The sequence below is a fragment of the Clostridium hominis genome (genome assembly GCF_014287825.1).
Classification (GTDB): Bacteria; Bacillota; Clostridia; order Clostridiales; family Clostridiaceae; genus Clostridium; species Clostridium hominis.
The window spans coordinates 401,188-423,138 of record NZ_JACOOO010000016.1 but is presented as its reverse complement, the minus strand read 5'-3'; the positions used below and the strand labels follow the sequence as shown (position 1 = coordinate 423,138).

18 protein-coding genes are annotated in these 21,951 nt (G+C 31.6%); 10 read left to right on the top strand and 8 right to left on the bottom strand.

All coding sequences use genetic code 11. The annotated features are described in order from the left end of the window. Positions 1–33: 33 nt before the first annotated feature. A complete protein-coding gene (locus H8S20_RS10160) occupies positions 34–1,002 on the bottom strand; it encodes a ferredoxin-like domain-containing protein (protein WP_436231594.1) in 969 nt (322 codons plus the stop codon). A gap of 37 nt (positions 1,003–1,039) precedes the next feature. Next, positions 1,040–2,665 (bottom strand): FAD-dependent oxidoreductase, encoded by a 1,626-nt coding sequence (locus H8S20_RS10155; RefSeq protein ID WP_186860041.1) that lies wholly within the window; start codon positions 2,663–2,665, stop codon positions 1,040–1,042. A 177-nt stretch (positions 2,666–2,842) separates the two neighbouring features. On the opposite strand from H8S20_RS10155, the gene H8S20_RS10150 reads away from it, so the two are divergent. The 6 genes from H8S20_RS10150 (at position 2,843) to speC (ending at position 10,926) form a co-directional block, all read left to right on the top strand. Then, positions 2,843–3,760 (top strand): LysR family transcriptional regulator, encoded by a 918-nt coding sequence (locus tag H8S20_RS10150; protein ID WP_186860040.1) that lies wholly within the window; start codon positions 2,843–2,845, stop codon positions 3,758–3,760. Positions 3,761–3,907: 147 nt separating this feature from the next. Further along, a complete protein-coding gene (gene hemA, locus H8S20_RS10145) occupies positions 3,908–5,152 on the top strand; it encodes a glutamyl-tRNA reductase (protein ID WP_186860039.1) in 1,245 nt (414 codons plus the stop codon). A gap of 45 nt (positions 5,153–5,197) precedes the next feature. Continuing rightward, positions 5,198–6,100: a hydroxymethylbilane synthase gene (gene hemC, locus H8S20_RS10140; protein ID WP_186860038.1), complete on the top strand. Its 903-nt coding sequence runs from the start codon at positions 5,198–5,200 to the stop codon at positions 6,098–6,100. Beyond that, positions 6,097–7,593: a uroporphyrinogen-III C-methyltransferase gene (gene cobA, locus H8S20_RS10135; protein ID WP_186860037.1), complete on the top strand. Its 1,497-nt coding sequence runs from the start codon at positions 6,097–6,099 to the stop codon at positions 7,591–7,593. Before hemC ends, cobA begins: the two co-directional genes overlap by 4 nt. Beyond that, on the top strand, positions 7,593–8,576 hold the full coding sequence (hemB, locus tag H8S20_RS10130; RefSeq protein WP_186860036.1) for a porphobilinogen synthase: 984 nt from the start codon (positions 7,593–7,595) through the stop codon (positions 8,574–8,576). The genes cobA and hemB overlap by 1 nt, the downstream gene beginning before the upstream one ends. A gap of 196 nt (positions 8,577–8,772) precedes the next feature. Beyond that, positions 8,773–10,926, top strand: a complete 2,154-nt coding sequence (gene speC / locus H8S20_RS10125) for an ornithine decarboxylase (RefSeq protein WP_186860035.1) — start codon at positions 8,773–8,775, stop codon at positions 10,924–10,926. A 140-nt stretch (positions 10,927–11,066) separates the two neighbouring features. Here the strand turns inward: speC and H8S20_RS10120 are convergent, their stop codons facing one another. From H8S20_RS10120 to sdaAB, 3 genes are all read right to left on the bottom strand, one after another. Continuing rightward, on the bottom strand, positions 11,067–12,092 hold the full coding sequence (locus H8S20_RS10120) for a PTS sugar transporter subunit IIC (RefSeq protein WP_186860034.1): 1,026 nt from the start codon (positions 12,090–12,092) through the stop codon (positions 11,067–11,069). Between the two features lie 84 nt (positions 12,093–12,176). After that, positions 12,177–13,064 (bottom strand): L-serine ammonia-lyase, iron-sulfur-dependent, subunit alpha, encoded by an 888-nt coding sequence (sdaAA, locus tag H8S20_RS10115; RefSeq protein WP_186860033.1) that lies wholly within the window; start codon positions 13,062–13,064, stop codon positions 12,177–12,179. 2 nt (positions 13,065–13,066) lie between these two features. Then, positions 13,067–13,744, bottom strand: coding sequence for an L-serine ammonia-lyase, iron-sulfur-dependent subunit beta (sdaAB, locus tag H8S20_RS10110; RefSeq protein WP_186860032.1), 678 nt, complete (start codon positions 13,742–13,744; stop codon positions 13,067–13,069). Positions 13,745–14,080: 336 nt separating this feature from the next. Here sdaAB and H8S20_RS10105 point away from each other — a divergent pair, with 336 nt between their 5' ends. After that, positions 14,081–14,911: an SDR family NAD(P)-dependent oxidoreductase gene (locus H8S20_RS10105; protein WP_032117407.1), complete on the top strand. Its 831-nt coding sequence runs from the start codon at positions 14,081–14,083 to the stop codon at positions 14,909–14,911. 174 nt (positions 14,912–15,085) lie between these two features. Here H8S20_RS10105 and H8S20_RS10100 read toward each other — a convergent pair whose 3' ends face one another. Beyond that, positions 15,086–15,661 (bottom strand): TetR/AcrR family transcriptional regulator, encoded by a 576-nt coding sequence (locus H8S20_RS10100; protein WP_186860031.1) that lies wholly within the window; start codon positions 15,659–15,661, stop codon positions 15,086–15,088. A 222-nt stretch (positions 15,662–15,883) separates the two neighbouring features. Here H8S20_RS10100 and H8S20_RS10095 point away from each other — a divergent pair, with 222 nt between their 5' ends. Both H8S20_RS10095 and H8S20_RS10090 read left to right on the top strand, forming a co-directional pair. Beyond that, the gene (locus H8S20_RS10095; protein WP_186860030.1) at positions 15,884–17,965 is read left to right on the top strand and encodes an efflux RND transporter permease subunit; all 2,082 of its coding nucleotides are present in this window, start codon (positions 15,884–15,886) and stop codon (positions 17,963–17,965) included. Continuing rightward, positions 17,966–19,924: a YhgE/Pip domain-containing protein gene (locus H8S20_RS10090; protein WP_186860029.1), complete on the top strand. Its 1,959-nt coding sequence runs from the start codon at positions 17,966–17,968 to the stop codon at positions 19,922–19,924. A 77-nt stretch (positions 19,925–20,001) separates the two neighbouring features. Here H8S20_RS10090 and H8S20_RS10085 read toward each other — a convergent pair whose 3' ends face one another. After that, positions 20,002–20,520, bottom strand: a complete 519-nt coding sequence (locus H8S20_RS10085) for an NUDIX domain-containing protein (RefSeq protein ID WP_186860028.1) — start codon at positions 20,518–20,520, stop codon at positions 20,002–20,004. Positions 20,521–20,740: 220 nt separating this feature from the next. On the opposite strand from H8S20_RS10085, the gene H8S20_RS10080 reads away from it, so the two are divergent. Beyond that, positions 20,741–20,896, top strand: a complete 156-nt coding sequence (locus H8S20_RS10080; RefSeq protein ID WP_032117409.1) for a zinc-ribbon domain-containing protein — start codon at positions 20,741–20,743, stop codon at positions 20,894–20,896. A 47-nt stretch (positions 20,897–20,943) separates the two neighbouring features. Here H8S20_RS10080 and H8S20_RS10075 read toward each other — a convergent pair whose 3' ends face one another. Further along, complete coding sequence (locus H8S20_RS10075; RefSeq protein ID WP_186860027.1) at positions 20,944–21,948, bottom strand: helix-turn-helix domain-containing protein; 1,005 nt, start codon at positions 21,946–21,948, stop codon at positions 20,944–20,946. Positions 21,949–21,951: the final 3 nt, after the last annotated feature.

Here is a 21,951-nt window from a genome sequence, read left to right as displayed (position 1 = left end):
TATACTAGATGATTTTAGTTATTAAATATTATATTAGCAAGTAGCTCCACCAACTAAGTGAAGTTGCGCATCAAGGATTTCTTGCTTACGATCCCAAATAGCATCAGAAAGTAATTCTTCTTGAATTCTTTCAAATCCGATACGTTCAATTGTTTGAGATAAACGTTCACCAGTTTGTCCTTGTTCTCTGTAAAGTAATATTAATTTTTCTACTACATCTAAAGCTTCTTCTTTAGTTGTAAATACTTTATCTAGTGAAATTCCGTGAGCGACTTTTTTACCCCATCTACCACCAATGTAGATTTTGTATCCAGTAGTACCGTCTTCGATACAATCAAAGTGACATTTTCCAATACAACGTCCGCAGTTATTACATTCATCTCTATTGATTTCTAAGATACCATCTTCAAGAGTAGCAGCTTTTATTGGACAGACATCTGCAACAGCACATTTTTTACATCCATTACAAGAATCTTCATCATAGTTTGGAATTCTTTGACCAATTATACCAACATCATTTAAGTCTGGTTTTACACAGTTGTTTGGACATCCTCCAACAGCTATTTTAAATTTATGAGGTAATTTTACATTTGCATATCCATTGTAGAATCTTTCATGAATTTCTTCAGAAAGAGCGAATGTATCGATTAAACCATATTGACAAGTTGTCCCTTTACAACTTACAACAGGTCTAACCTTAGAACCAGTACCTCCAGTTACTAAACCTTCTTTTGCGATGTATTCTTGGAATTTTTCTATATTATCATAGTGGATTCCTTGACATTCAATTGTAAGACGAGTTGTAAGTGTTACAACTCCATTACCATATAAATCTGTTGCTTCTGATAAACATTTATTTTGAGCAGCGGTTATTTTACCATTTACAGTTATAATTCTGCCTGAGAAACAATCAGTTCCTTTGTTTCTTAAGAAGCCCATCGCCTTTACTCTTTTTTCATCTTCTGCCGTTACCTTAAGTTGAGTCATAGTCATTTCTGCCATAATTATTTCCTCCCAAAGTTATATATAATTTTTTTTATTACAATTCTATTTCTGAGAAAGTAGAACCACCTTCAAGTACAAGAGTATTTGTGTAGCCATAATGTTTTAAACGATTTTGCAGTAGGTAAGCACGTTTACCTTTAGTACAAACTAGTAGCAATTTATCATCTAAGCCATATCCATCTACAGGGCCTGTCACCTTTGTAAGATCCATGTAAGGAGCACCAGTAATAGAAGGTGCTATTGAAGCATCAATTACTTTGTATTCTTCTGGTTTATTATTTTTGTATTCCAATGGAGTTATTGTTGTAAATGCTCCACTGATTTTATTAAGTAATACGTTTACTGTATGAGAGAATGGATGTATTGCTGTAGAGAATGGTGGTGCATAAGCTAAGTCCATATTCTCAATATCTTCTAAAGAAGCATTCATAGTAATAGCTGTTACTGCTATATCAACCATTTTATCAACAGCACCTTTACCAAGGACTTGAAGACCTAATAGCTTTTTAGTTTCTTTATCAGCAATCATTTTTACGATAAATGATGATGCACCTGGATAGTAGTGAGCCTTGTCATCAACTACAGTCACAACAGAAGCTACATCAAATCCGGCATCTTGAGCTTGTTTTTCAGTTAAACCTGTACGTCCAACATTTAATTCTGGTAATTTACAAACGCCAGTACCTAAAACACCGTTATATTTTAATTCTTTTCCTACGATATTTTGTGCGGCTATACGTCCTTCAATATTTGCAGAAGATCCCATTGGAGACCAAGCAGGAACATTTGTAATTGAATTTGTAACACATGCACAGTCACCTATTGCATAGATGTCAGAATCGTTTGTTTGTAAGTATTCATTAACTTTAATTGTTTTATTAGGCATAAGTTCAACTGATGTACCTTCTAAGAAAGAAGTATTTGCACGTATACCCATTGCAAGAATTACTGCATCACATTTCATTGCACGCTTTTGAGTTTTAACCTTTTCAACTCTATCTGTTCCAAGAATACCTTCAAGACGAGTATTAGTGAAAGTCATAATACCGTGGTCAGCAAGATGATTCTCTACATATTCACAGAATTCAGGGTCGAAACCTGGAAGTACATGATCTGCCATATCAAGAACAGATACTTTAACTCCTTGTAATGCTAAGTTTTCAGCAACTTCAAGTCCAATGAAACCGCCTCCAACAACAATAGCACGCTTTATTTCTCCTGCTTCTACAGAACCTCTTAATGAAATTGCATCCTCTGGTGTTCTCATAAAGTAAACACCTTTTAAATCTACTCCATCAAGTCTTGGTTTAATTGGATTTGCCCCAGAAGCAATGACTAGCTTGTCATATGTAAAAGTTGAAGATTCATTTGTATCTAAGCTTAAAGCAGATACAGTTTTTTCTTCCTGATTTACATTGGTTACTTCCATTTTTGTTAATACCTTAACACCAGTAAGTGCAGAGAAACTTTCAGGTGTATTTACAATAAGACCTGAACGTTCATGAATTAAGTCACCAACATAGTAAGGTAAACCACATCCAGCATATGAGATATCAGAGCTCTTTGTTAATATGGTAATTTCTAAATCTCTATTTTCTCTTTTTAATTTAGCAGCTACTTTTGTACCAGCAGCTACACCGCCAACAATAAGTATTTTCACCAAATCACTTCCTTGTCATTTATTTAACATACTGTCACTCTAAATATAACATTTGTGTTAATATTAGGAAAGTGATATTATCTTATTAAGGTCATAGGCTTTACCTATGAACTTTTTGTTGATATATGTCGAGAGAGAAAAAGGATATGGTATAGATAATAAAAGGGGTGTAATTACGTGACAATTAAGCATTTACGTGTATTTAATGAGGTAGCAGAAAGTGGGAAAATGAGCATTGCAGCAGCAAAGTTTTATTTATCACAACCAACGGTAAGCCAGATAATAAAAGAGTTAGAGGAGCATTATGGATTTTTATTATTTGAACGTTTATCTAAAAGATTGTTTATTACTGAGGAAGGAAAGAAGCTATTATATTATTCAAAGCAAGTTGTAAAGCAGTTTGATGAATTAGAAAGTAAGATGCTGGAATCCTCTAAGGTACAAGCATTCAGAATTGGGTCAACAATTACAATAGGTAGTTGCTTAATTAATGATGTTATTAAAGAGTTTGAACGTATTGATGATACTGTTGAGGTATACTCTTATGTTAATAATACACAAGCAATAGAAGGGGAATTATTAAAAGCTAATATAGATATAGCCTTAGTTGAAGGTATTGTGAAAAGTCCAGATTTAGTAAGTATTCCAGTAGTAGATGACTATTTAGTACTTGTCTGTAATAAAGAACATCCATTAGCTGAAAGCCGTCATTTTACAGTGTCAGAGTTAAATAATCAAAGGTTTGCTATGAGAGAAAAAGGTAGTGGAACAAGAGAACAGTTTGAAAATTACGTAAATAAACAAGGTATTACAATAAAAGAAAGTGTAGTGGCTAATTGTCCTACAGCTATGATAAATGCTGTAATAGATCAAAATTGCTTAGCTGTTTTATCAGTTAGATTAGTAGAAGAAGAAATTAAAAATGGAAGTATAGTAGTATTGGAAAACGAAGAATGTACATGGAATAGGTGCTTTTCTATTGTATATCATAAAAATAAGTTCTTATCCCATAGTATTGTAAACTTTATTCAAGTAGCTTCTAGCTTTAAACATCCAGAAATTATGGATTTATTAAGCTTTTATGTAAAGGATTAAGCATAGGTTTTTCTGATGATATACTTAGGTAAAACTTAATTTAATTGAATATGTAATTATGATATGTTAAATATATAACATTTGCTGTTAAATATATAACAGTTTAGTGTGTGGAAATCTATATTGTTATTTATAAAGGATGAGCATATGGATATTTATATGACAGGAATTAATTATAGTAATGCTGAGCTTGAATATAGAGAGATGTTTTCATTAACATTAGAGGATCAATCTAAGATAGCAAAAAAATTAATAAATTCAGGAATGGCTAAAGGGTGTATTTTTTTATCCACCTGTAACCGTACAGAGCTTTGGGTTAGTGGAAATACTCCATTAGCAATAGACTTTTTTATAAATGAAGTATTAGAGAGATATGAAGTTAACCTTCTTATAAAAAAAGATATAGAGAAACGTTTTGTTTTAAGGCAGGGAGAAGAAGCTGTAGATTATCTCTTAGAACTTGCATGTGGAATACATTCTCAAATCTTTGGAGAAGATCAAATTTTAACTCAATTAAAAGTAGCTACAGATAATGCTAGGGAAAATGGATATGTTGATAGCATATTAGAGACTTTATTTAGAACTGCAGTAACAGGAGCAAAGAAGGTAAAAACAGAGATTGTATTAACAAATAAAAATCGTTCGTTACCGGAGACGATAATTTCTCAATTAGAAGAAAGATATAGTTCATTAAAAGATAAGTCATGTCTTGTAATTGGAAATGGGGAAATGGGACGTCTTATGGCTAGTCATTTAGTTAAAGCAGGAGCAAAGGTTGAAATGACTTTAAGGCAATATAAAAAGAAACAAGCTATTATACCTCATGGTTCAGGGGTAGTACTATATGAAGAAAGGTATAATGGAATAGAAGAAAAGGAATTTATTTTTAGTGCTACAAGAAGCCCTCATTATACTATGAAATTTGAGGAGCTTAAAACTTTACTAAATAGAGATAAAAATTATCACTTCATAGATATGGCTTTGCCTAGAGATATTGACCCAAGAATTAAGGAGCTTAATAATGTAACACTTTTACATATAGATGACTTTGGGGTAAGAGCAGAGTGTGCAGATGAAGATTTAGAATCTGCAAGAGAGATTTTATTAGAATATAAACAAGATTTTATTAATTGGTATCATATTAGAACTTTAGCACCTAAGGTAAATGAAATAAGTGAAGTAGTTGGAGAGTTAACAGATTGTAAGCTTACTAAAGTATATAAGAATATAAATATATCTGAAGATGATAAAGGTTTTTTGCAATCGAGTGTACAAGCTGCTGCAAAAAAGGCTGTATCAAAGATTATATTTGGGTTACGTGAAAATATGGAAATAGAGCAATATAATCAGTTACTTCAAGCGTTAGAGTTAACAGCTAAGAATAGCAGGTAATAGGTTAAAGAATCAAAAGAGTAGATTGGGTATAGGAGTAGATTTATGAGAAAAAAGAAGATTATCATAGGGAGCAGGGATTCAAAGTTAGCTGTGATGCAAACAGAATTAGTTATGGAACAAATTCGTAAATGTAATCCAGATCTAGAGCTAGAGTTAATTACATTAAAAACTACAGGAGATTTAATTTTAGATAAAACCTTAGATAAAATCGGTGGAAAAGGTTTATTTGTAAAAGAGTTAGATCAAGCATTATTAGATGGAAGAATTGATCTTGCAATTCATAGCTTAAAGGATATGCCAATGGATATTAGTGATGATTTACCTATTGTTGCACTTCCAAAGCGTGGAGATGTGCGAGATGCATTGATTTTGCCAAAAGGTAAAACCTTGGAGAATATTGATAAAGAGATACTTTTATCTAATATTGGATCATCTAGTAATCGTCGTAAGTTGCAAATTGAAAAATTATATACAGGAGTCCAAACAACACCTGTTAGAGGAAATATTATAACTCGTCTTGCAAAGCTTGATAGAGGAGAGTATTCTGCGCTTATTCTTGCAGCAGCAGGGCTACATAGAGTTGGTTTAGAAAATAGGATTAGTAAGTATTTTTCAGTTGAAGAGATGATTCCAGCGGCAGGACAAGGAATATTATCAGTTCAATCTAGAAAGGATTTAGATGTTAGCTTTTTAGAAGCTATAAATGATCCACTTTCAACTTATTGTGCTACAGCAGAGCGTAGTTTTGTACGAGTATTAAATGGTGGATGTTCATCTCCAATAGCTGCTCACGCAAGGGTTTCTGGAAATGAAATAAAATTAGTTGGGCTTCATTATAATGAATCAACTAAAGAACACATAATTGATAGTATAGTAGGCGATGTATTAAAAGCAGAAGCTTTAGGAGAAACATTGGCAAATAAGTTGAGAGGAGTAATAGGATGAAGCAAGGAAAAGTATGGCTTGTAGGGGCTGGTCCTTCTGATGAAGGTTTATTTACTCTAAAAGGAAAATATGTATTAGAAAAAGCTGATGTTGTTGTTTATGATCAACTTGTTGGTGATGGGATTATGAATATGATTCCATCATATGCTACTTGTATAGATGTTGGAAAGCATGCTGGAAATCATAAAGTTGTACAAGAGAAAATAAATCAAATTTTATTAGATGAAGCCTTAAAAGGTAAGAGAGTTGTTAGGTTAAAGGGTGGGGACCCATTTTTATTTGGACGTGGTGGTGAAGAATTAGAATTACTTTGTGAACATAACATTCCTTTTGAGATTGTACCAGGAATAACATCAGCTATTTCTGTGCCAGCATATGCAGGAATACCAGTTACCCATAGAGATTTTACTTCATCTCTACACATCATAACAGGACACAAAAAGAAAGGCTGTAATGATCCTATTGATTATAAAAGCTTAGTAGCATTAGGAGATGTGACCTTAGTATTTCTTATGAGTGTAGGTGCTTTGCCTGAAATTTCAAAGGGATTAATAGAAGCGGGAATGGATAAAAATATGCCTGCAGCTATATTAGAAAAAGGAACTAGATATAATCAGCGTAAGGTCGTTGCAACTATTGAAACATTACCAGAAGAAGCTAGAAAAAACAATATAGGAACTCCGGGAATAATTATAGTTGGCAAGGTGTGTTCATTATCAGAACAGTTCTCATGGGCTGAGAAGAGACCTTTAGGAGGTAGCCGTATAATAATTACTAGACCTAGACGTAAATCATCTAAATTAAAGGAAATGTTATATGATTTAGGAGCAGAGGTAGTAGAACTTCCAAGTATTAAAACTGTAGCTATTAATAACAATGATATTCTAGATGAAGCAATTAATAATATAAAAAAATATAATTGGATTGCATTTACTTCAGAAGCATCGGTGGAAATATTCTTTGATAGCTTATTGAAGAAAAGAGTTGATATTAGAAATCTAGTAGATATTAAATTTGCAGTAGTTGGACCTGCAACTAAAAAAGCAGTAGAAAAACGAGGATTATTCACTGATTATATTCCAGAAGAATATTATGGGGAAAGTATGGCTAAGGGTTTAGCAAAGCATATTTCTATAGATGATAAAATTATGGTTTGCGTACCAAGAGAAGTAGATAGTGAATTATGCAATAATCTAAAAGAATACAAAAACCAAATGGATATAGTTCCTTTATATGATATTGAATATGAAAAAAATAATGAATTGAATATTAATGATAGTGATTATGTTGTGTTTACAAGTGCATCTTCAGTAAGAGGCTTTGTAAATACCATGGAATACTTAGATTATAGTTCTGTAAATGCAATTTGCATTGGAAATATGACAGCAAAGGAAGCAAGTAATTATGGAATGAAAATATCAATTTCAAAAGAGGCTACCGTTGAAAGCTTAGTAGAGTGCGTCATTGAAGAAAGTAAGAGAGGGATTAATTGATGGATTTAATAGATAGACCTAGAAGACTAAGAAGTAATCCTTTTGTACGCTCTATGGTTAGAGAAACAAGAATGGATGCAAAGTCGTTAGTATATCCTATATTTATAAAAGAGGGAGTAGGAATTAAAGAAGAGATTTCCTCAATGGAAAATCAATTTAGATATAGTGTAGATATGTTACCAAGAGCTCTAGAAGAGATTGCAAAAAGTGGAGTTCAGAATGTTATGTTATTTGGGATTCCAGATAAAAAAGATCCAAGTGGGTGTGGAGCTTGGATTGAAGATGGAATTGTACAAAAGGCATTGCAGGTTGCAAAGAGAGAATTTCCAGAACTTTATTACATAACTGATGTTTGTCTTTGTGAATATACTTCGCATGGACATTGCGGTATGTTAAAAGGGAATGATGTAGACAATGATAGTACACTTCCTTTATTAGCTAAAACAGCATTATCACATGTACAGGCTGGAGCAGATATGGTAGCACCATCTGATATGATGGATGGTAGAATTGCTGCAATAAGAAGAGAATTCGATAAAAATGGTTATGAAAATAGTCCTATTATGTCTTATGCAGTTAAGTATTCATCTTCCTTTTATGGACCATTTAGAGAAGCAGCAGGTTCAGCACCATCCTTTGGTGATAGGAAAACTTATCAAATGGATTATCACAATAGAAAGGAAGCTATGAAGGAAGCTCTTCTAGATATTAATGAAGGTGCAGATATTATTATGGTTAAGCCTGCATTATCATATTTAGATATAATTCGTGATGTTGCTAATGAAGTTAATGTACCTGTAGCAGCTTATAGTGTTAGTGGAGAATATGCTATGATAAAGGCAGCAGCAAAAATGGGATTTGTTGATGAAGAGAATATTATATGTGAAACTGCAACAAGCATATATCGTTCAGGAGCAAATATATTATTAACCTATTATGCAAAGGAACTTGCTCAATTTATGAAAAATGGAAGAATAGGATAAAATAAATTTATATATTATGTTAAGAATTAAGCACCAAATAGGTGCTTTTTTTGATATTAAGAATATTATTATATTACATCATTTACTTTCAAATGCACTGCCTATATAATTATGATGTTAATTATTAAAGTATACGTAATATATTTTAAAATTAAGCAAATCATAACTATATATGAAAAAGCAAGGGGGAATAAGCATGAAATCCTTAAAGATTGCTTGTACTAATAAAACAGAATATTATTTCTATACAGACAGACAGATTATTTTAGCAGAAAATACTGATTACACTGATGTAGCAGTTGCTGTAGTTAATGAATGTGATATAGAAGTTATTAATAGCATATATGATACGAAATTTGGAATAGATATATTTGTAATAGCTGAGAGTGATGATATTGATCCAGCTATAATAAATAAGGTTTCTAAGATAGTAAAAGCTGACGAAATAAATACAGAAGAATTCAGTAAGGAAATAAATGAAGCTGCCGATAAATATGAAGAACAAATGCTACCACCATTTTTTGATGTTTTAAGCAAATATTCTCAAAGAGGAAATTTAGCCTTTGCTTGCCCAGGGCATCAAGGCGGAAAATACTTCTTAAAACACCCAGCAGGAAGAGCTATGTATGAATTCTTTGGAGAAAATATATTTAAATCAGATATATGTAATGCAGATGTTGATTTAGGAGATTTACTAATTCATGAAGGTCCTGCTATGTCAGCTCAAACTTATGCAGCTAAGGTATATAATGCAGATAAAACATACTTTGTAATGAATGGAACAAGCACGTCAAATGCTGTAGTTATTAATGCAACAGTTGCCCCTGGTGATTTAGTTTTATTTGATAGAAATAACCATAAATCAATATACAATTCAGCTTTAGTAACTGCGGGAGGTAAGCCTGTATATCTAGAAACTTCTCGTAATCCTTTTGGATTTATAGGAGGAATAGATGCTCATTGCTTTAATGAGGAATATTTAAGAGATGAAGCAGCTAAAGTAGATTCAGAAAAAGCTAAGAGTAAGAGACCATTTAGACTAGCTGTAATTCAGCTTGGAACTTATGATGGTACTATATATAACGCTAAACAAGTAGTTGATAAAATAGGACATCTTTGCGATTATATACTTTTTGACTCAGCGTGGGTTGGATATGAACAGTTTATCCCTATGATGAGAGATTGTTCACCATTGTTATTAGATTTAAAACCAGAAGATCCAGGTATATTTGTTACACAATCTATTCACAAGCAACAAGCAGGATTTTCTCAGACTTCACAAATCCATAAAAAAGATAGTCATCTTAGAGGACAAAAGCGTTATATAGATCATAAACGTTTCAACAATGCTTATATGTTATACGCTTCAACAAGTCCTTTCTATCCATTATTTGCAGCATTAGATGTTAATGCTAGAATGCAAGATGGAGAAGCTGGAAGAAAGCTTTGGGCAGAATGTATAGAAATTGGTGTTGATGCTAGAAAAGATGTTTTAGAAAGATGTGAATTATTAAAGCCATTTATTCCACCAGTAGTTAACGGGAAGCCATGGCAGGATTATGATACAAAAGAAATATCAACGAATATCGAATTCTTTAAATTCCATCCAGGAGAAAAGTGGCATTCATTTGAAGGCTATGGAGAAAATCAATATTTTGTAGATCCTAATAAGTTTATGCTTACAACACCAGGAATAAATGTAGAAACTGGTGAATACGAAGAGTTTGGAATCCCAGCAACAATACTTGCAAATTATTTAAGAGACAATAGAGTTATACCAGAAAAATGCGATTTAAACTCAATTCTTTTCTTATTAACTCCAGCAGAAACTTCTGCAAAGATGAAAGGTCTTGTAAATCATCTTGTAAGATTTGAAACATTTATAAAAGAAGATGCTCCATTAAGTGAAGTTTTACCTGTACTTTACGCTAAATATGAAGAGCGTTATAAGGGATATACTATAAGAAGATTATGTCAAGAAATGCATGATTTCTATAAAAAGAATGATGCTAAGACTTATCAAAAGCTATTATTTAGAAGAGATTCACTTCCAGAGTATGTGATGGACCCAAGAGAAGCTAATATTGAGCTTAAGAGAAATAATGCTAAGCTTGTACCATTAACTGATATAGTTGGAGAGATTGCATTGGAAGGAGCTCTTCCATATCCACCAGGAGTATTTTGTGTAGTTCCAGGTGAAAGATGGAATACAGTAGCTCAAAGATATTTCTTAATTTTAGAAGAGGGAATTAATAGCTTCCCAGGATTTGCCCCTGAAATTCAAGGTGTTTATCTTGAAAAAGAGGAAGGTAAAGTTAGAGCTTATGGATATGTTTTAGATAAAGAATAACTATATAATTATTTTCAGAACTAAGTATTAAAAGTCATAGAGAAATCTATGACTTTTAATATATAAGAAAAACTAGCCTTAGTGAAGTAGCAAAGTAACTAAGGCTAGTTTTTTAGTATATGTATATTAATTTAATGATATTAAGCCGCTTTTGGGTTTCTGATTTCATCAGCAGTAAGGATCTTTTTATTTCTAAAGATTAAGTATCCTAGATATCCGCTTATTACACTTACTATTATACATCCAGCAGCTGCTATTAGAACTTTTACAGCTGGGTTATAAGCAAACATAACTGCAAATCCTGCAATTGGAGTAGCTGTACCTGGAGTCATATTAACTAATCCCATAAGAGATACTATTATTCCACTTAATGCACCACCTATAAAGTTTGTTACGTAAACTGGAATAGGATTGGCACTGATTATATCTGCTTGAGTAAGAGGCTCAATAGCAACAGCAATTGTATCTTTTCTAGAACCAAATTTCATTTTGTCAAAGAATACATAGTTCATAAATGAAGATCCAAATACTGCTAAGGCACCTATAGCCATTGGTACACCAGTTAATCCTAGCATAGCAGTAAGAGCCATTGAGCTAAGTGGAGCTGTAGCAACTACAGTTAATATTCCACCAAGAATAATTCCCATGATTATAGGACTTGAATTAGCGGATGAAAGTAAAACATCACCTATTCTTAATAATGTACTGTCAACTATTGGACTCATACCAGTTGCAATTAAACGAGAAAGTGGAGCTGCAATAATTATGATAGCAATAAGATCTAAACCAGCAGGTATTTTCTTTTCTAAGTATTTAACAATATAAGATACAAGGTATCCAGCTATAAATCCAGGTAAAATACCGAAGCCTGAACATGCAAGCCCAGTTAATACTGCATAAACTGGAGAAACTCCAAGAGCTAATGGTACAAGTATTGCTGCCGCAACACCACCAAGACTACCGTTGGCATTACCTACACCTTGCAAAAATTCAATTTTTAATACTTCACCAAAGAATGCGAAGTGGAAGGCTTCAACTAAGAAGCTAGCACAAGCTGCATTTGCGAGTGCTCCCATAGCCTTCATTCCGTTTGGTGCTTTATAGCTAAACAAAGTAAATAGTCCAAGAACTACAAGTAAAAGAACAGTTCCAAATATGATATCCATTTTTTCATCCCCTATTAATCATTTGTATTTTTTAAGTTTATAATTAGTTAAAATTTTATTATCAAGTAGTTAATTATATATTTATTATTCAGAAGCTTTGCCAAATACCTTTTCTTTAAGAGCTAAACCAGTTTCAGTAACAGCAACGCCACCTAAAGCTGTTTCCCTTAATTCTGCAGGTAAGCTTGTACCTACTTTGTACATTGCTGAAAGTGCATCATCAAAAGGAATCTTTGAATCGACACCTGCCATTACCATATCTGCTGTACAAAGAGCATTTATTGCACCAGATACATTTCTTTTTGCACAAGGTATTTCAACAAGTCCAGCAACGGGATCACATACAAGACCTAATACATTTTTGAAAATAATAGCAGCAGCATCTAAGCTCATTTTTGGAGTACCACCCATAAGTTCAACTACTGCGCCAGCTGCCATTGCAGCTGCAGAACCACATTCTGCTTGGCAACCACCTTCTGCACCAGAGAAAGTTGCATTCATTCCTATTATCATTCCTATAGCTGAAGCTGCAAATAAACCTGTGATAAGTTCATCATCAGTTTTATTTAATAATTCGCCAGTAGTTAAGATTACTGCAGGTAGAATACCACATGAGCCAGCTGTTGGACATGCTACTATTTTACCCATAGAACCATTTACTTCTGATGAGGACATAGCCATTGCCATTGCAGTAACAATACCAGCACCCATTAACGATTTACCAGATTTACTATATTGCTGTAGTCTATAAGCATCTCCACCAATAAGTCCACTAAGAGAATATACCTTTTTCTCTCTACCTAAAGTAGCGCCCTCTCTCATTGCATCAAGAGTATATTTCATTTGAGCAAATAAATCTTCTCTGGAAACTTCTTTAGCTTCCATCTCTTTACGAATAGCGTATTCGCTTAGAGAAATTTGCTCTTCCTCACATATCTTAATAAGTTCTTCACCAGAGCTTGCAATTTTCATAGTTAAAATCCTCCTAAAGAATTAATTAAAATAACTCGGTTTACACCATCTATTGCTTTTATACTATCTATGATTTCTTCGGAAATACTATCATCTATTTCAAAGGTCATCGTGGCATCTTTTCCTTTTTGACTTCTTACAAGTGTCATGAAAGCTATATTAATTTTATTTTCATAGAAAAGAGTAGAAATCTTTGAGACAGTACCTGGAATATCATCATGACAAGTAATAATTGTAGGATATTCACCTGTGATTTTTACTTTATTTCCGTTAATCTCATAAATTTCAACTAGTCCACCACCAATAGAAGAACCTAGTATTTCCCACTGAATATCATTTGAGTCTGTAATAAGAAATTTTACTGTATTAGGATGAACTTGTCCTAAATCAGCAGGGAGAAATCTAAGTGCTATACCTTCGGATTCAGCTATTGCAATTGAATCTTTAAGTCGCACATCATCTGGAAGCATTCCTAATATTCCAGCTACAAGGGCCCTGTCTGTTCCGTGTCCCTTATAAGTTTCTCTAAAAGAACCATGAAGTAAGAATGTTACATCCTTAATAGGTTGATTAACAATAGTTCTAGCTATTTTACCAAGTCTCGCTGCACCAGCTGTGTGTGATGAGGATGGACCAATCATAACTGGTCCTAAAACGTCAAATATTCCAATGTTAGCCATGATAATAATCCTTTCTATATATCATATAATTGTTTATGAATTTTTTGTGAATTTAGTGGTTACGGTTACAATATACATCATTCGACAAAGTTTGTAAATAAATTTTATTAAAATAACATAAATTACCATTATTTTAACCTATAATCAAGGGGATACTAAATAATTACTCATATTAGTTAACAAAATAGAAATAATTCAACTTAATATGCTTTATATATGAATGATAATTTGTACGAGGGAGTATTAAATTGTACAAAGAGATTATTAAATATTTAACGAGGTAATTGTAAAAATATGTTATAATAAAAATAATAATAATGAAGGGAGAGAATTTAAATGAGAGATTATTTTGAAGGTAGATTTGAAGGGAAAAACATGTTAGTTACAGGAGGAACATCTGGTATAGGTAAGTCTGTATGTATTAGAGCAGCAAAGGAAGGAGCTTTTGTAATAGTAGTAGGACGTAATGAAGAAAGAGGCCAATCAGTAGTTAATGAGATAGTTGAAAATGGGGGTAATGCAAGATTTATTAAAGTTGATGTTAGTAGAGAAGATGAAGTTATTAATTTATTTAATGTAATAAACAATGAAATTGGAGATATTCATGTTGCTATAAACAATGCAGGTATTGTAGGACATGGAGAAAGAATTGATGAATTATCTACAGAGGAATGGCTAAGAGTTATAAATACAAATTTAAATTCAGCATTTTATTGTTGTAGAGAGGAAGCTAAAAATATGTTAAAACATAAACAAGGTGGATCTATAGTAAATATATCATCTATTGCTGGAAGTACAGGTTTCTATAGATCAAGTGCTTATGTTTCATCTAAGCACGCTCTTAATGGATTAACAAAAGCTGTAGCTAATGACTTGGCTGCATTTAATATACGTTGCAATTCAGTTTCACCAGCAGGAACAGCAACACCATTAAATGATAGAAGTGCAGAAGAAATAAAGGGTAAAATTGGAGCTGCTATGGCACAAGGTAAATCCATAGAAGAAGCAAAATCAGAAACTATGATAGGTGGAAAAACTGAAACACTACAAAAACGTTCAGCAACTGCAGAAGAACAAGCGGCAACTATACTTTATGTAGCAAGTGAAGAAGCAGCACATATAACAGGCTCAATTATTATGAGTGATGGTGGATACACAGCTTATTAAAGTTTATAAAAAGGGAAATAATATTGTAATATCTTTGACACCAAACTGTCACAAAATAGGTATATTATAAGGACATAAAGTAGTTAAAGCATTATTATTTACCCCTAAATAATTTTACTTGAAAGCTAAAAGACTAGCACACAGTCCCCCAACTAAAGTGCTAGTCTTTTTTATTTATTTTAAAACTTCAATTCCATGAAGTATGAATGATTCAGTTAATATAGCCATTTCGTGGGGGGATTCAATTAATCCATTCTTTAACCATGCTTCAAAAATTCCAAGACACCCAGAAAGTATAAAATTATAGAAATAATCAAATGTATCTGCTTTTTTTGCGTTAAATAGTATACTCCAAGCATCGAAGCATTTATTGCGAATTATGATTTTTAGTTTATTTACGAAAGCGATATCTCCATTAGGACTTAATAATACAGTACACATTAAAGCATTATTTTTTAAAAAGACAAGGATATCTTCTAGAAGATCTAATAAAACATTATCGCAATCACTTGGATCATGAGAATGAAAAATATTGTTAAATTCTTCATATAATTCTTCCTCAATTTTTTCTAAAAGATCAAATATATCTTTATAGTGTAAGTAGAAAGTTCCTCTATTTAAATCAACTTTTTCTGTAAGCTCTCTAACGGAAATATCATTTATGTTCTTTTCTAACATCAGCTCTATAAGACCATTTTTTAAAGCGGTTTTAGTTTTTCTAATACGTCTGTCAGTAGATTTCTGTTCCATAGTATCCTCCTAAGGTTTCATTAATAATCAGACCTAAAACTAGACATATTTTTAAAAGTTGTCTAGTAATATTCTGGTGGTTGAAAGATAGTCTAGTTTTTAACATTTTCAAAAATATTGATTATTGATATGGGAATTTTAGTCTATTATAATCTAAATGAATTAATTAATCAACACAGTGTCTAATAATGAAAAGTTGTTAAAAGGGGATGAAATAAGATAATGAAGGAAAAATTTTTTAGAGGAGTTGTAAAGCATAAGAGATTAGTTCTAATAGTATTTTTTATAGTAGCAATATTTTCAGTCTTATGTAAACAATTTGTTTCTGTTAATTATGATATTAATGATTACCTACCAGATGACACGGCATCAACAGTATCTATAAATGTAATGGAAAGTGAGTTTAAAGGTGGAATACCTAATGGAAGGATAATGGTATCTAATGTTACTATACCTGAAGCTATTGATATTAAAGAGAAGCTTGAATCTATTGACGGTGTTGATGAAGTTACGTGGCTAGATGATGCAGCTAATATAAAAGAGCCATTGGAAACTATAGATAACGATATAATTAGAGATTACTATATTGATGGAAATGCCTTATTTACAGTAACTATAGATGAAAGTAAAAGAATAGAAGCTGTAAATGAGATAAGAGATTTGATTGGTGATGATAATGCATTTTCAGGAACAGTAGTAGATACAGTTGTTGCAACAGAATCTACTACAAAGGAAATTGCTAGAATAGTGATGATAGCAGTGCCGTTTACTTTATTAGTTCTATTAGTTACTACAACATCATGGTTTGAACCTATAATATTACTATTATCAATAGGTGTAGCGATTATGATAAACTCTGGTACAAACTTGATTTTTGGAGAAATATCTTTTGTAACTAATGCAGCAGGAAACATATTGCAGTTAGCGGTATCACTAGATTATTCTGTATTTTTATTACACAGATATAAAGAGGTAAGAAATGAAGGAGTAGATAATAAAGAAGCTATGGTACAAGCACTGTGCAAATCTACTGGTTCGATTTTATCTAGTGGATTAACCACCGTAATTGGCTTTTTAGCTCTTACAGTAATGCAATTTAAATTAGGTCCAGACATTGGGCTTGCTTTAGCTAAGGGAATAGCTTTAAGCTTAATAACAGTGTTTATTTTTACTCCAGGATTAATTTTGTATTGTAGTAAGATAATTGATAAAGGTGAGCATAGAAGCTTTATGCCTAGTTTCGATGGATTCTCTAAAGTGGTAAGAAAGATTATGATTCCATTTACTATTTTATTTGCAGTTATAATTATACCTTCTTATTTAGCATCTATAAATAACGATTATTATTATGGAGCTTCTAAGATATTTGGAGAAGATACTAAATTAGGACGAGATACAAAATTAATAGAAGATACTTTTGGCAAGTCAAATAATTTTGTATTAATGGTACCTAGAGGTGACTTTGATACAGAGGAAAAATTATCAGAAAGGCTTAAGGAGGTTGAAGAGGTAAGCTCTATAATATCTTATGTAGATAAAGCTGGTGCAGAAGTTCCTATGGAGTATTTAGATGAAGATACTTTATCTAAATTAATAAGTGATAATTATAGTAGGATGGTCATTACAGTTAAAAGTGATTATGAAGGAGAAGAAGCTTTTAAGTTAGTAGAGGAAATTAGAAGTATTGCAAAAGAATATTATGGAGATAAATATTATTTAGCAGGGAGTACTGTAAGTACCTATGATTTAATGGATACAGTAACAGCAGATATGGTTAGTGTTAATTTACTAGCAATTGGAGCAGTTTTTGTAGTATTAGCAGTTACAATGAAGTCTATATCTGTTCCAATAATTTTAGTTTTAGCTATTGAAACAGCAATTTGGTTTAACCTTTCAATACCTTACTATATGAATACACCATTATTTTATATTGCTTACTTAATTATAAGCTCAGTTCAATTGGGAGCTACAGTAGATTATGCAATCTTAATGACCGAAAGATATCTAGAGTTTAGAAAAGATTTTAATAAAAAAGAGTCTATAGTAAAGACAGTATCAGTATCAATGGTTTCAATACTTACTTCAGGTACAGTATTGACAGCTGTAGGACTTTTACTTGGATATATGACAAGTCATCAATTATTAGCCCAACTTGGAAGACTTCTTGGAAAAGGAACAATATGCTCATTAGTAATTGTAATATTTGTTATACCAGGTTTGTTATACATTTTTGATAGTTTAGTTGTTAAAAAGAATAAGATTAAAAAAGCAGAAAGAGTAGATGTAAAGGAAGGGTTGATATAAATGAATAATAAAGTAGTAAAAAGAACTGCAGCAGGTGTTATGACATCTCTATTTGTAATTTCAAGTATATTACCAACTGTTGTACAAGCAGCTTCATTAGCTAGTGAAAAAGAAGAAGTAGTATATGTAAATTTAAATTCTGATGGCGATTTACTTGGAACTTACGTAGTTAATATATTTAATGATAGTGATATAACTGATTATGGTGACTATGTAGAAGTAAGAAATATGAATACTAATGATGAAATTACTTATGATTCAGGAGTAATAAAAATAAAAAATTCTAAAGATAAGCTATATTATGAAGGTGTTATGGAAAATGCGGAAATACCGTGGAATATAGATATTACTTATAAGATGGATGGAAAAGAATATTCCCCAGAAGAAATTGCAGGAATGAGTGGAAAGCTTACGATAGAAATTAATATTACAGAAAATACTAAGGCAAAAGAAGGATTTTTTGAAAATTATGCATTACAATCTACAGTTAAGTTAGATACAAATATATGCAAAAATATTGTAAGTGAAGGAGCTACAGTAGCTAATGCTGGTGATTTAAAACAGCTTACTTACACAGTGATGCCAGGCAACGAAAAAGATATTAAAATATCAGCAGATGTAACTGATTTTGAAATGGATGGTATTGATATAAATGGAATCAAGTTGAATCTAGGTATTAGTAAGGATAGTGTTGATACTAGTGATCTTTCAGATAAGATAACAGAATTACAAGATGCAGTAAGCGAATTAGATAGTGGCGCTAAGGACCTAAACGACGGAGCAGAAACCCTTAATAGTGGAGCAGGAAAATTAAATGATGGAATAAATACAATTAATGAAGCTTTAAATACTTTAAATAGCAAATCATCATCATTAACAAATGGTTCTACAGAAGTAAAAACTGCCTTAGAAACTATAGGTTCAGCATTAAATGGAGTTACTATTTCTTCTGATGAAATTACAAAGTTAAGTGATGCTTCTTTACAAATAAAAAATGGAATAGCTATGCTTGTAGGAGGACTTCAATCTATAGATAGATCAATAGACACATACTATGGATCATTATCACAAAATGGATTAACAGATATAAATGATTTTATAAACAGCCATAATAATGCTATTGCTGCTTTAGGAATAACAGATACACAAAGAACTCTTTATAGTGCTTATGTAGGCGGAGGAATAGAAGGAGTACAAGCTAGTATTGGTCAGTTAGTGGCTGCAGGTGATGCAGAAGCTACAGCTCTATTTAATCAATATGCTTCAGGAGATACTAATGCAGTAGTTAATTATGTTACAACGGCAGGAAAGCTTATATCAGTTGAAGCACTTTTAAGTGCAGATGTTGCTTATATACAAGGAAGCCAAGCTTTAATAGCTGGGATAGATTCAGCTCTAGACAGTGAAAGTGGAGAGCTTATGACGGGAGCAACTGCATTACAACAAAACTATGAAGTATTTGATGCAAGCATACAAAACCTTATATCATCATTAGGAAATCTATTAGTAAATATGAATGATTTAAAGAGCGGAATAAATATGCTTACTGAAAATTACAGCATATTAGATTCTGGAATTAATGAATACACAAATGCTGTAAATAGTATAACTATAGGATATAGTCAAATATGCAGTGGAGCACTTGATTTAGTAAATGGAACATCAGAACTTTATGGTGGAACAAAAACTATGGCAGAAGGAACAGGAGAATTTTCTAAAGAAACAAGTGGATTACAAGATGAAGTAGATGTTCAAATTGATTCTATGCTAGAAAAGTTCACAGGTTCAGATTCAGAAGTTATATCATTTGTATCAGATAAAAATACCAATGTTGAGTCAGTGCAATTTGTAATAAAGACAACAGGAGTAGAAAAAACTAATGTTAAAGAAGTAGAAAGTAAAGTAGAAGAAAATCTTAATATGTGGCAAAAATTCTTAAGATTATTTAACTTATACTAATTAAAAATTAAAGAGAATTTATAAATTAGAAGTGCTAATAGATAAATATAATAAAATATCTATTAGCACCTTATTTATTATAAGTATGCAAGAACACTTATAGTTTTGGTATCTATTATGTCGCCAGATTTTACCATTGATTTTACTTCATCTAAAGAAAAAGATCTAACTTGAGTAAATTCATCTTCATCACAACACTTTGCACCTAAAGATAAATTTTCAGCTTTGTATAAATGTATAATTTCGTCGCAGAAACCTGGAGCTGTAGCTATAGATCCAAGATAAGTCATAGATTCAGCTTTATAACCAGTTTCTTCTTCTAATTCTCTATAAGCACATTTTAATGGTTCTTCATCTTTATCTAGTTTCCCAGCAGGAATTTCTAAGATAGTTTTTTCTAAGGGTTTTCTGAATTGCTCTACAAGTAATACTGTTTCATTATCTAAGAAGGGAATTATAGCACAAGCACCAGGATGTTTAATTATATCCCTATTAGATTTATTACCATCCGGTAACTCAACATAAACATTTAATATTTCCAGATAGTTTCCGGTGTATATATGTTTTTCATTAATTGTTTTTTCATAAAATTTCATAGTAACCTCCAAAAAATTCTTAATAAAAATATTATAACAAAACTGATGTATAATTATCTTGAAATTAAAATCAAAAAAGTATTGCAATAAAAACAAATATGTGTTATTATAGATAAATAGCAGTAATGCTAATTAAAGAAGTTTCATTTGGATTGATAGTTTCTCATAGATTAGAGATTATTATATCGATTTAGAATCTTTAAATTTAGGAGGAACAATTATGACAGATAAGACATTAACATGCAGAGATTGCGGAGCTGAATTCGTATTCACAGTTGGAGAGCAAGAATTCTACAAAGAAAAAGGATTCACTAACGAACCAACAAGATGTTTACCATGCAGAAGAGCAAAGAAAGAACAAAACAACAGAAGATAGTTTCTGTTTTGAAAGGTTGTAGTTTTTACTACAACCTTTTTTGCATTTTAAAATTTCATTTTTCTAAAAGCTAATGGAGTTTTTCCGTGAACTTTTTTAAACATCTTTACAAAATTTCCACTATAATTATAGCCAAGTGTTTTAGCTATTTCATCAACGGTTAACTCTGTTGTAGAAAGTAAATTTTCAGCCATTGTCATTCGTATTGAATTAGTATATTGGCTTATAGACATATGATATTTAGCTGAAAAGCCAGCCTTTAATTTCTGTTCATTTAAAAATACCATCTTACTTAAGCTTTTGATTGTAGGAGGATTACATGCCTCTTTTGTCAAAATATAATGTGCCTTTTGTATAGCATTAGCATCTGATGCTGTTAATGTAATATATCTATCTTTTCCTATCTTAATTTCGCCATAATTTAATTGATTAGTAAAAGCATTTTCAGGTGATGAGTTGATTTCATCATTAATTAATGATATAGATTCTAAAATCTTGCTTTCCAAGTATAATGGAGTTAAACGTTGAACGTCTCCTAAGCTTCTTAAGTTTTGAATAATAGAAGCTATTTCTAATGGTAGATAGTGATAAGTATAATTAGTAATAAATTCATTAAAACCTATAGTATTTGGAAAGTTAGGTTTTATTATTTCATCAAAGTATTTTTTATAAATTGTTATTTCAGCTCCGTGGAAATGTTGGCCTTTCTTCCAAGATTGTTTACCTTTAATTCCTTTTTCAACTACAAAAAATGAGGAAGGGCCAAAGGAAGAAATAGGACTATCATCAATTTCAAATTCTGTTTTTCCCAAATATACAGTTCCAAAGCGTATTAATTCTTCTTTATGATTAAAGGATAATGAAAAGTCAGAAGGAATTGTATAATCACCAATTCCAAAATCATAATAGCCATCTCTACTATATTTAATAAAGTATCCAAGCTCCGGATTGTTTTCATTCTTATATATAGTACAATTTTCATTATGATAAGGTGAAAAGGTCATTTTAGTTAAAACTGCATTTTGAAATTCTTTAGGTGTTTTAGAAATCATTGA

Coding starts and splice junctions, on each gene's coding strand:
- hemA (WP_186860039.1), top strand. CDS start 3,908: ATGGATATTTATATGACAGGAATTAATTATAGTAATGCTGAGCTTGAA.
- sdaAA (WP_186860033.1), bottom strand. CDS start 13,064: ATGAAAATTGCAAGCTCTGGTGAAGAACTTATTAAGATATGTGAGGAA.
- H8S20_RS10085 (WP_186860028.1), bottom strand. CDS start 20,520: ATGAAATTTTATGAAAAAACAATTAATGAAAAACATATATACACCGGA.
- H8S20_RS10105 (WP_032117407.1), top strand. CDS start 14,081: ATGAGAGATTATTTTGAAGGTAGATTTGAAGGGAAAAACATGTTAGTT.
- cobA (WP_186860037.1), top strand. CDS start 6,097: ATGAAGCAAGGAAAAGTATGGCTTGTAGGGGCTGGTCCTTCTGATGAA.
- sdaAB (WP_186860032.1), bottom strand. CDS start 13,744: ATGGCTAACATTGGAATATTTGACGTTTTAGGACCAGTTATGATTGGT.
- H8S20_RS10080 (WP_032117409.1), top strand. CDS start 20,741: ATGACAGATAAGACATTAACATGCAGAGATTGCGGAGCTGAATTCGTA.
- hemC (WP_186860038.1), top strand. CDS start 5,198: ATGAGAAAAAAGAAGATTATCATAGGGAGCAGGGATTCAAAGTTAGCT.
- speC (WP_186860035.1), top strand. CDS start 8,773: ATGAAATCCTTAAAGATTGCTTGTACTAATAAAACAGAATATTATTTC.
- H8S20_RS10095 (WP_186860030.1), top strand. CDS start 15,884: ATGAAGGAAAAATTTTTTAGAGGAGTTGTAAAGCATAAGAGATTAGTT.
- hemB (WP_186860036.1), top strand. CDS start 7,593: ATGGATTTAATAGATAGACCTAGAAGACTAAGAAGTAATCCTTTTGTA.
- H8S20_RS10090 (WP_186860029.1), top strand. CDS start 17,966: ATGAATAATAAAGTAGTAAAAAGAACTGCAGCAGGTGTTATGACATCT.
- H8S20_RS10075 (WP_186860027.1), bottom strand. CDS start 21,948: ATGATTTCTAAAACACCTAAAGAATTTCAAAATGCAGTTTTAACTAAA.
- H8S20_RS10100 (WP_186860031.1), bottom strand. CDS start 15,661: ATGGAACAGAAATCTACTGACAGACGTATTAGAAAAACTAAAACCGCT.
- H8S20_RS10160 (WP_436231594.1), bottom strand. CDS start 1,002: ATGGCAGAAATGACTATGACTCAACTTAAGGTAACGGCAGAAGATGAA.
- H8S20_RS10120 (WP_186860034.1), bottom strand. CDS start 12,092: ATGGATATCATATTTGGAACTGTTCTTTTACTTGTAGTTCTTGGACTA.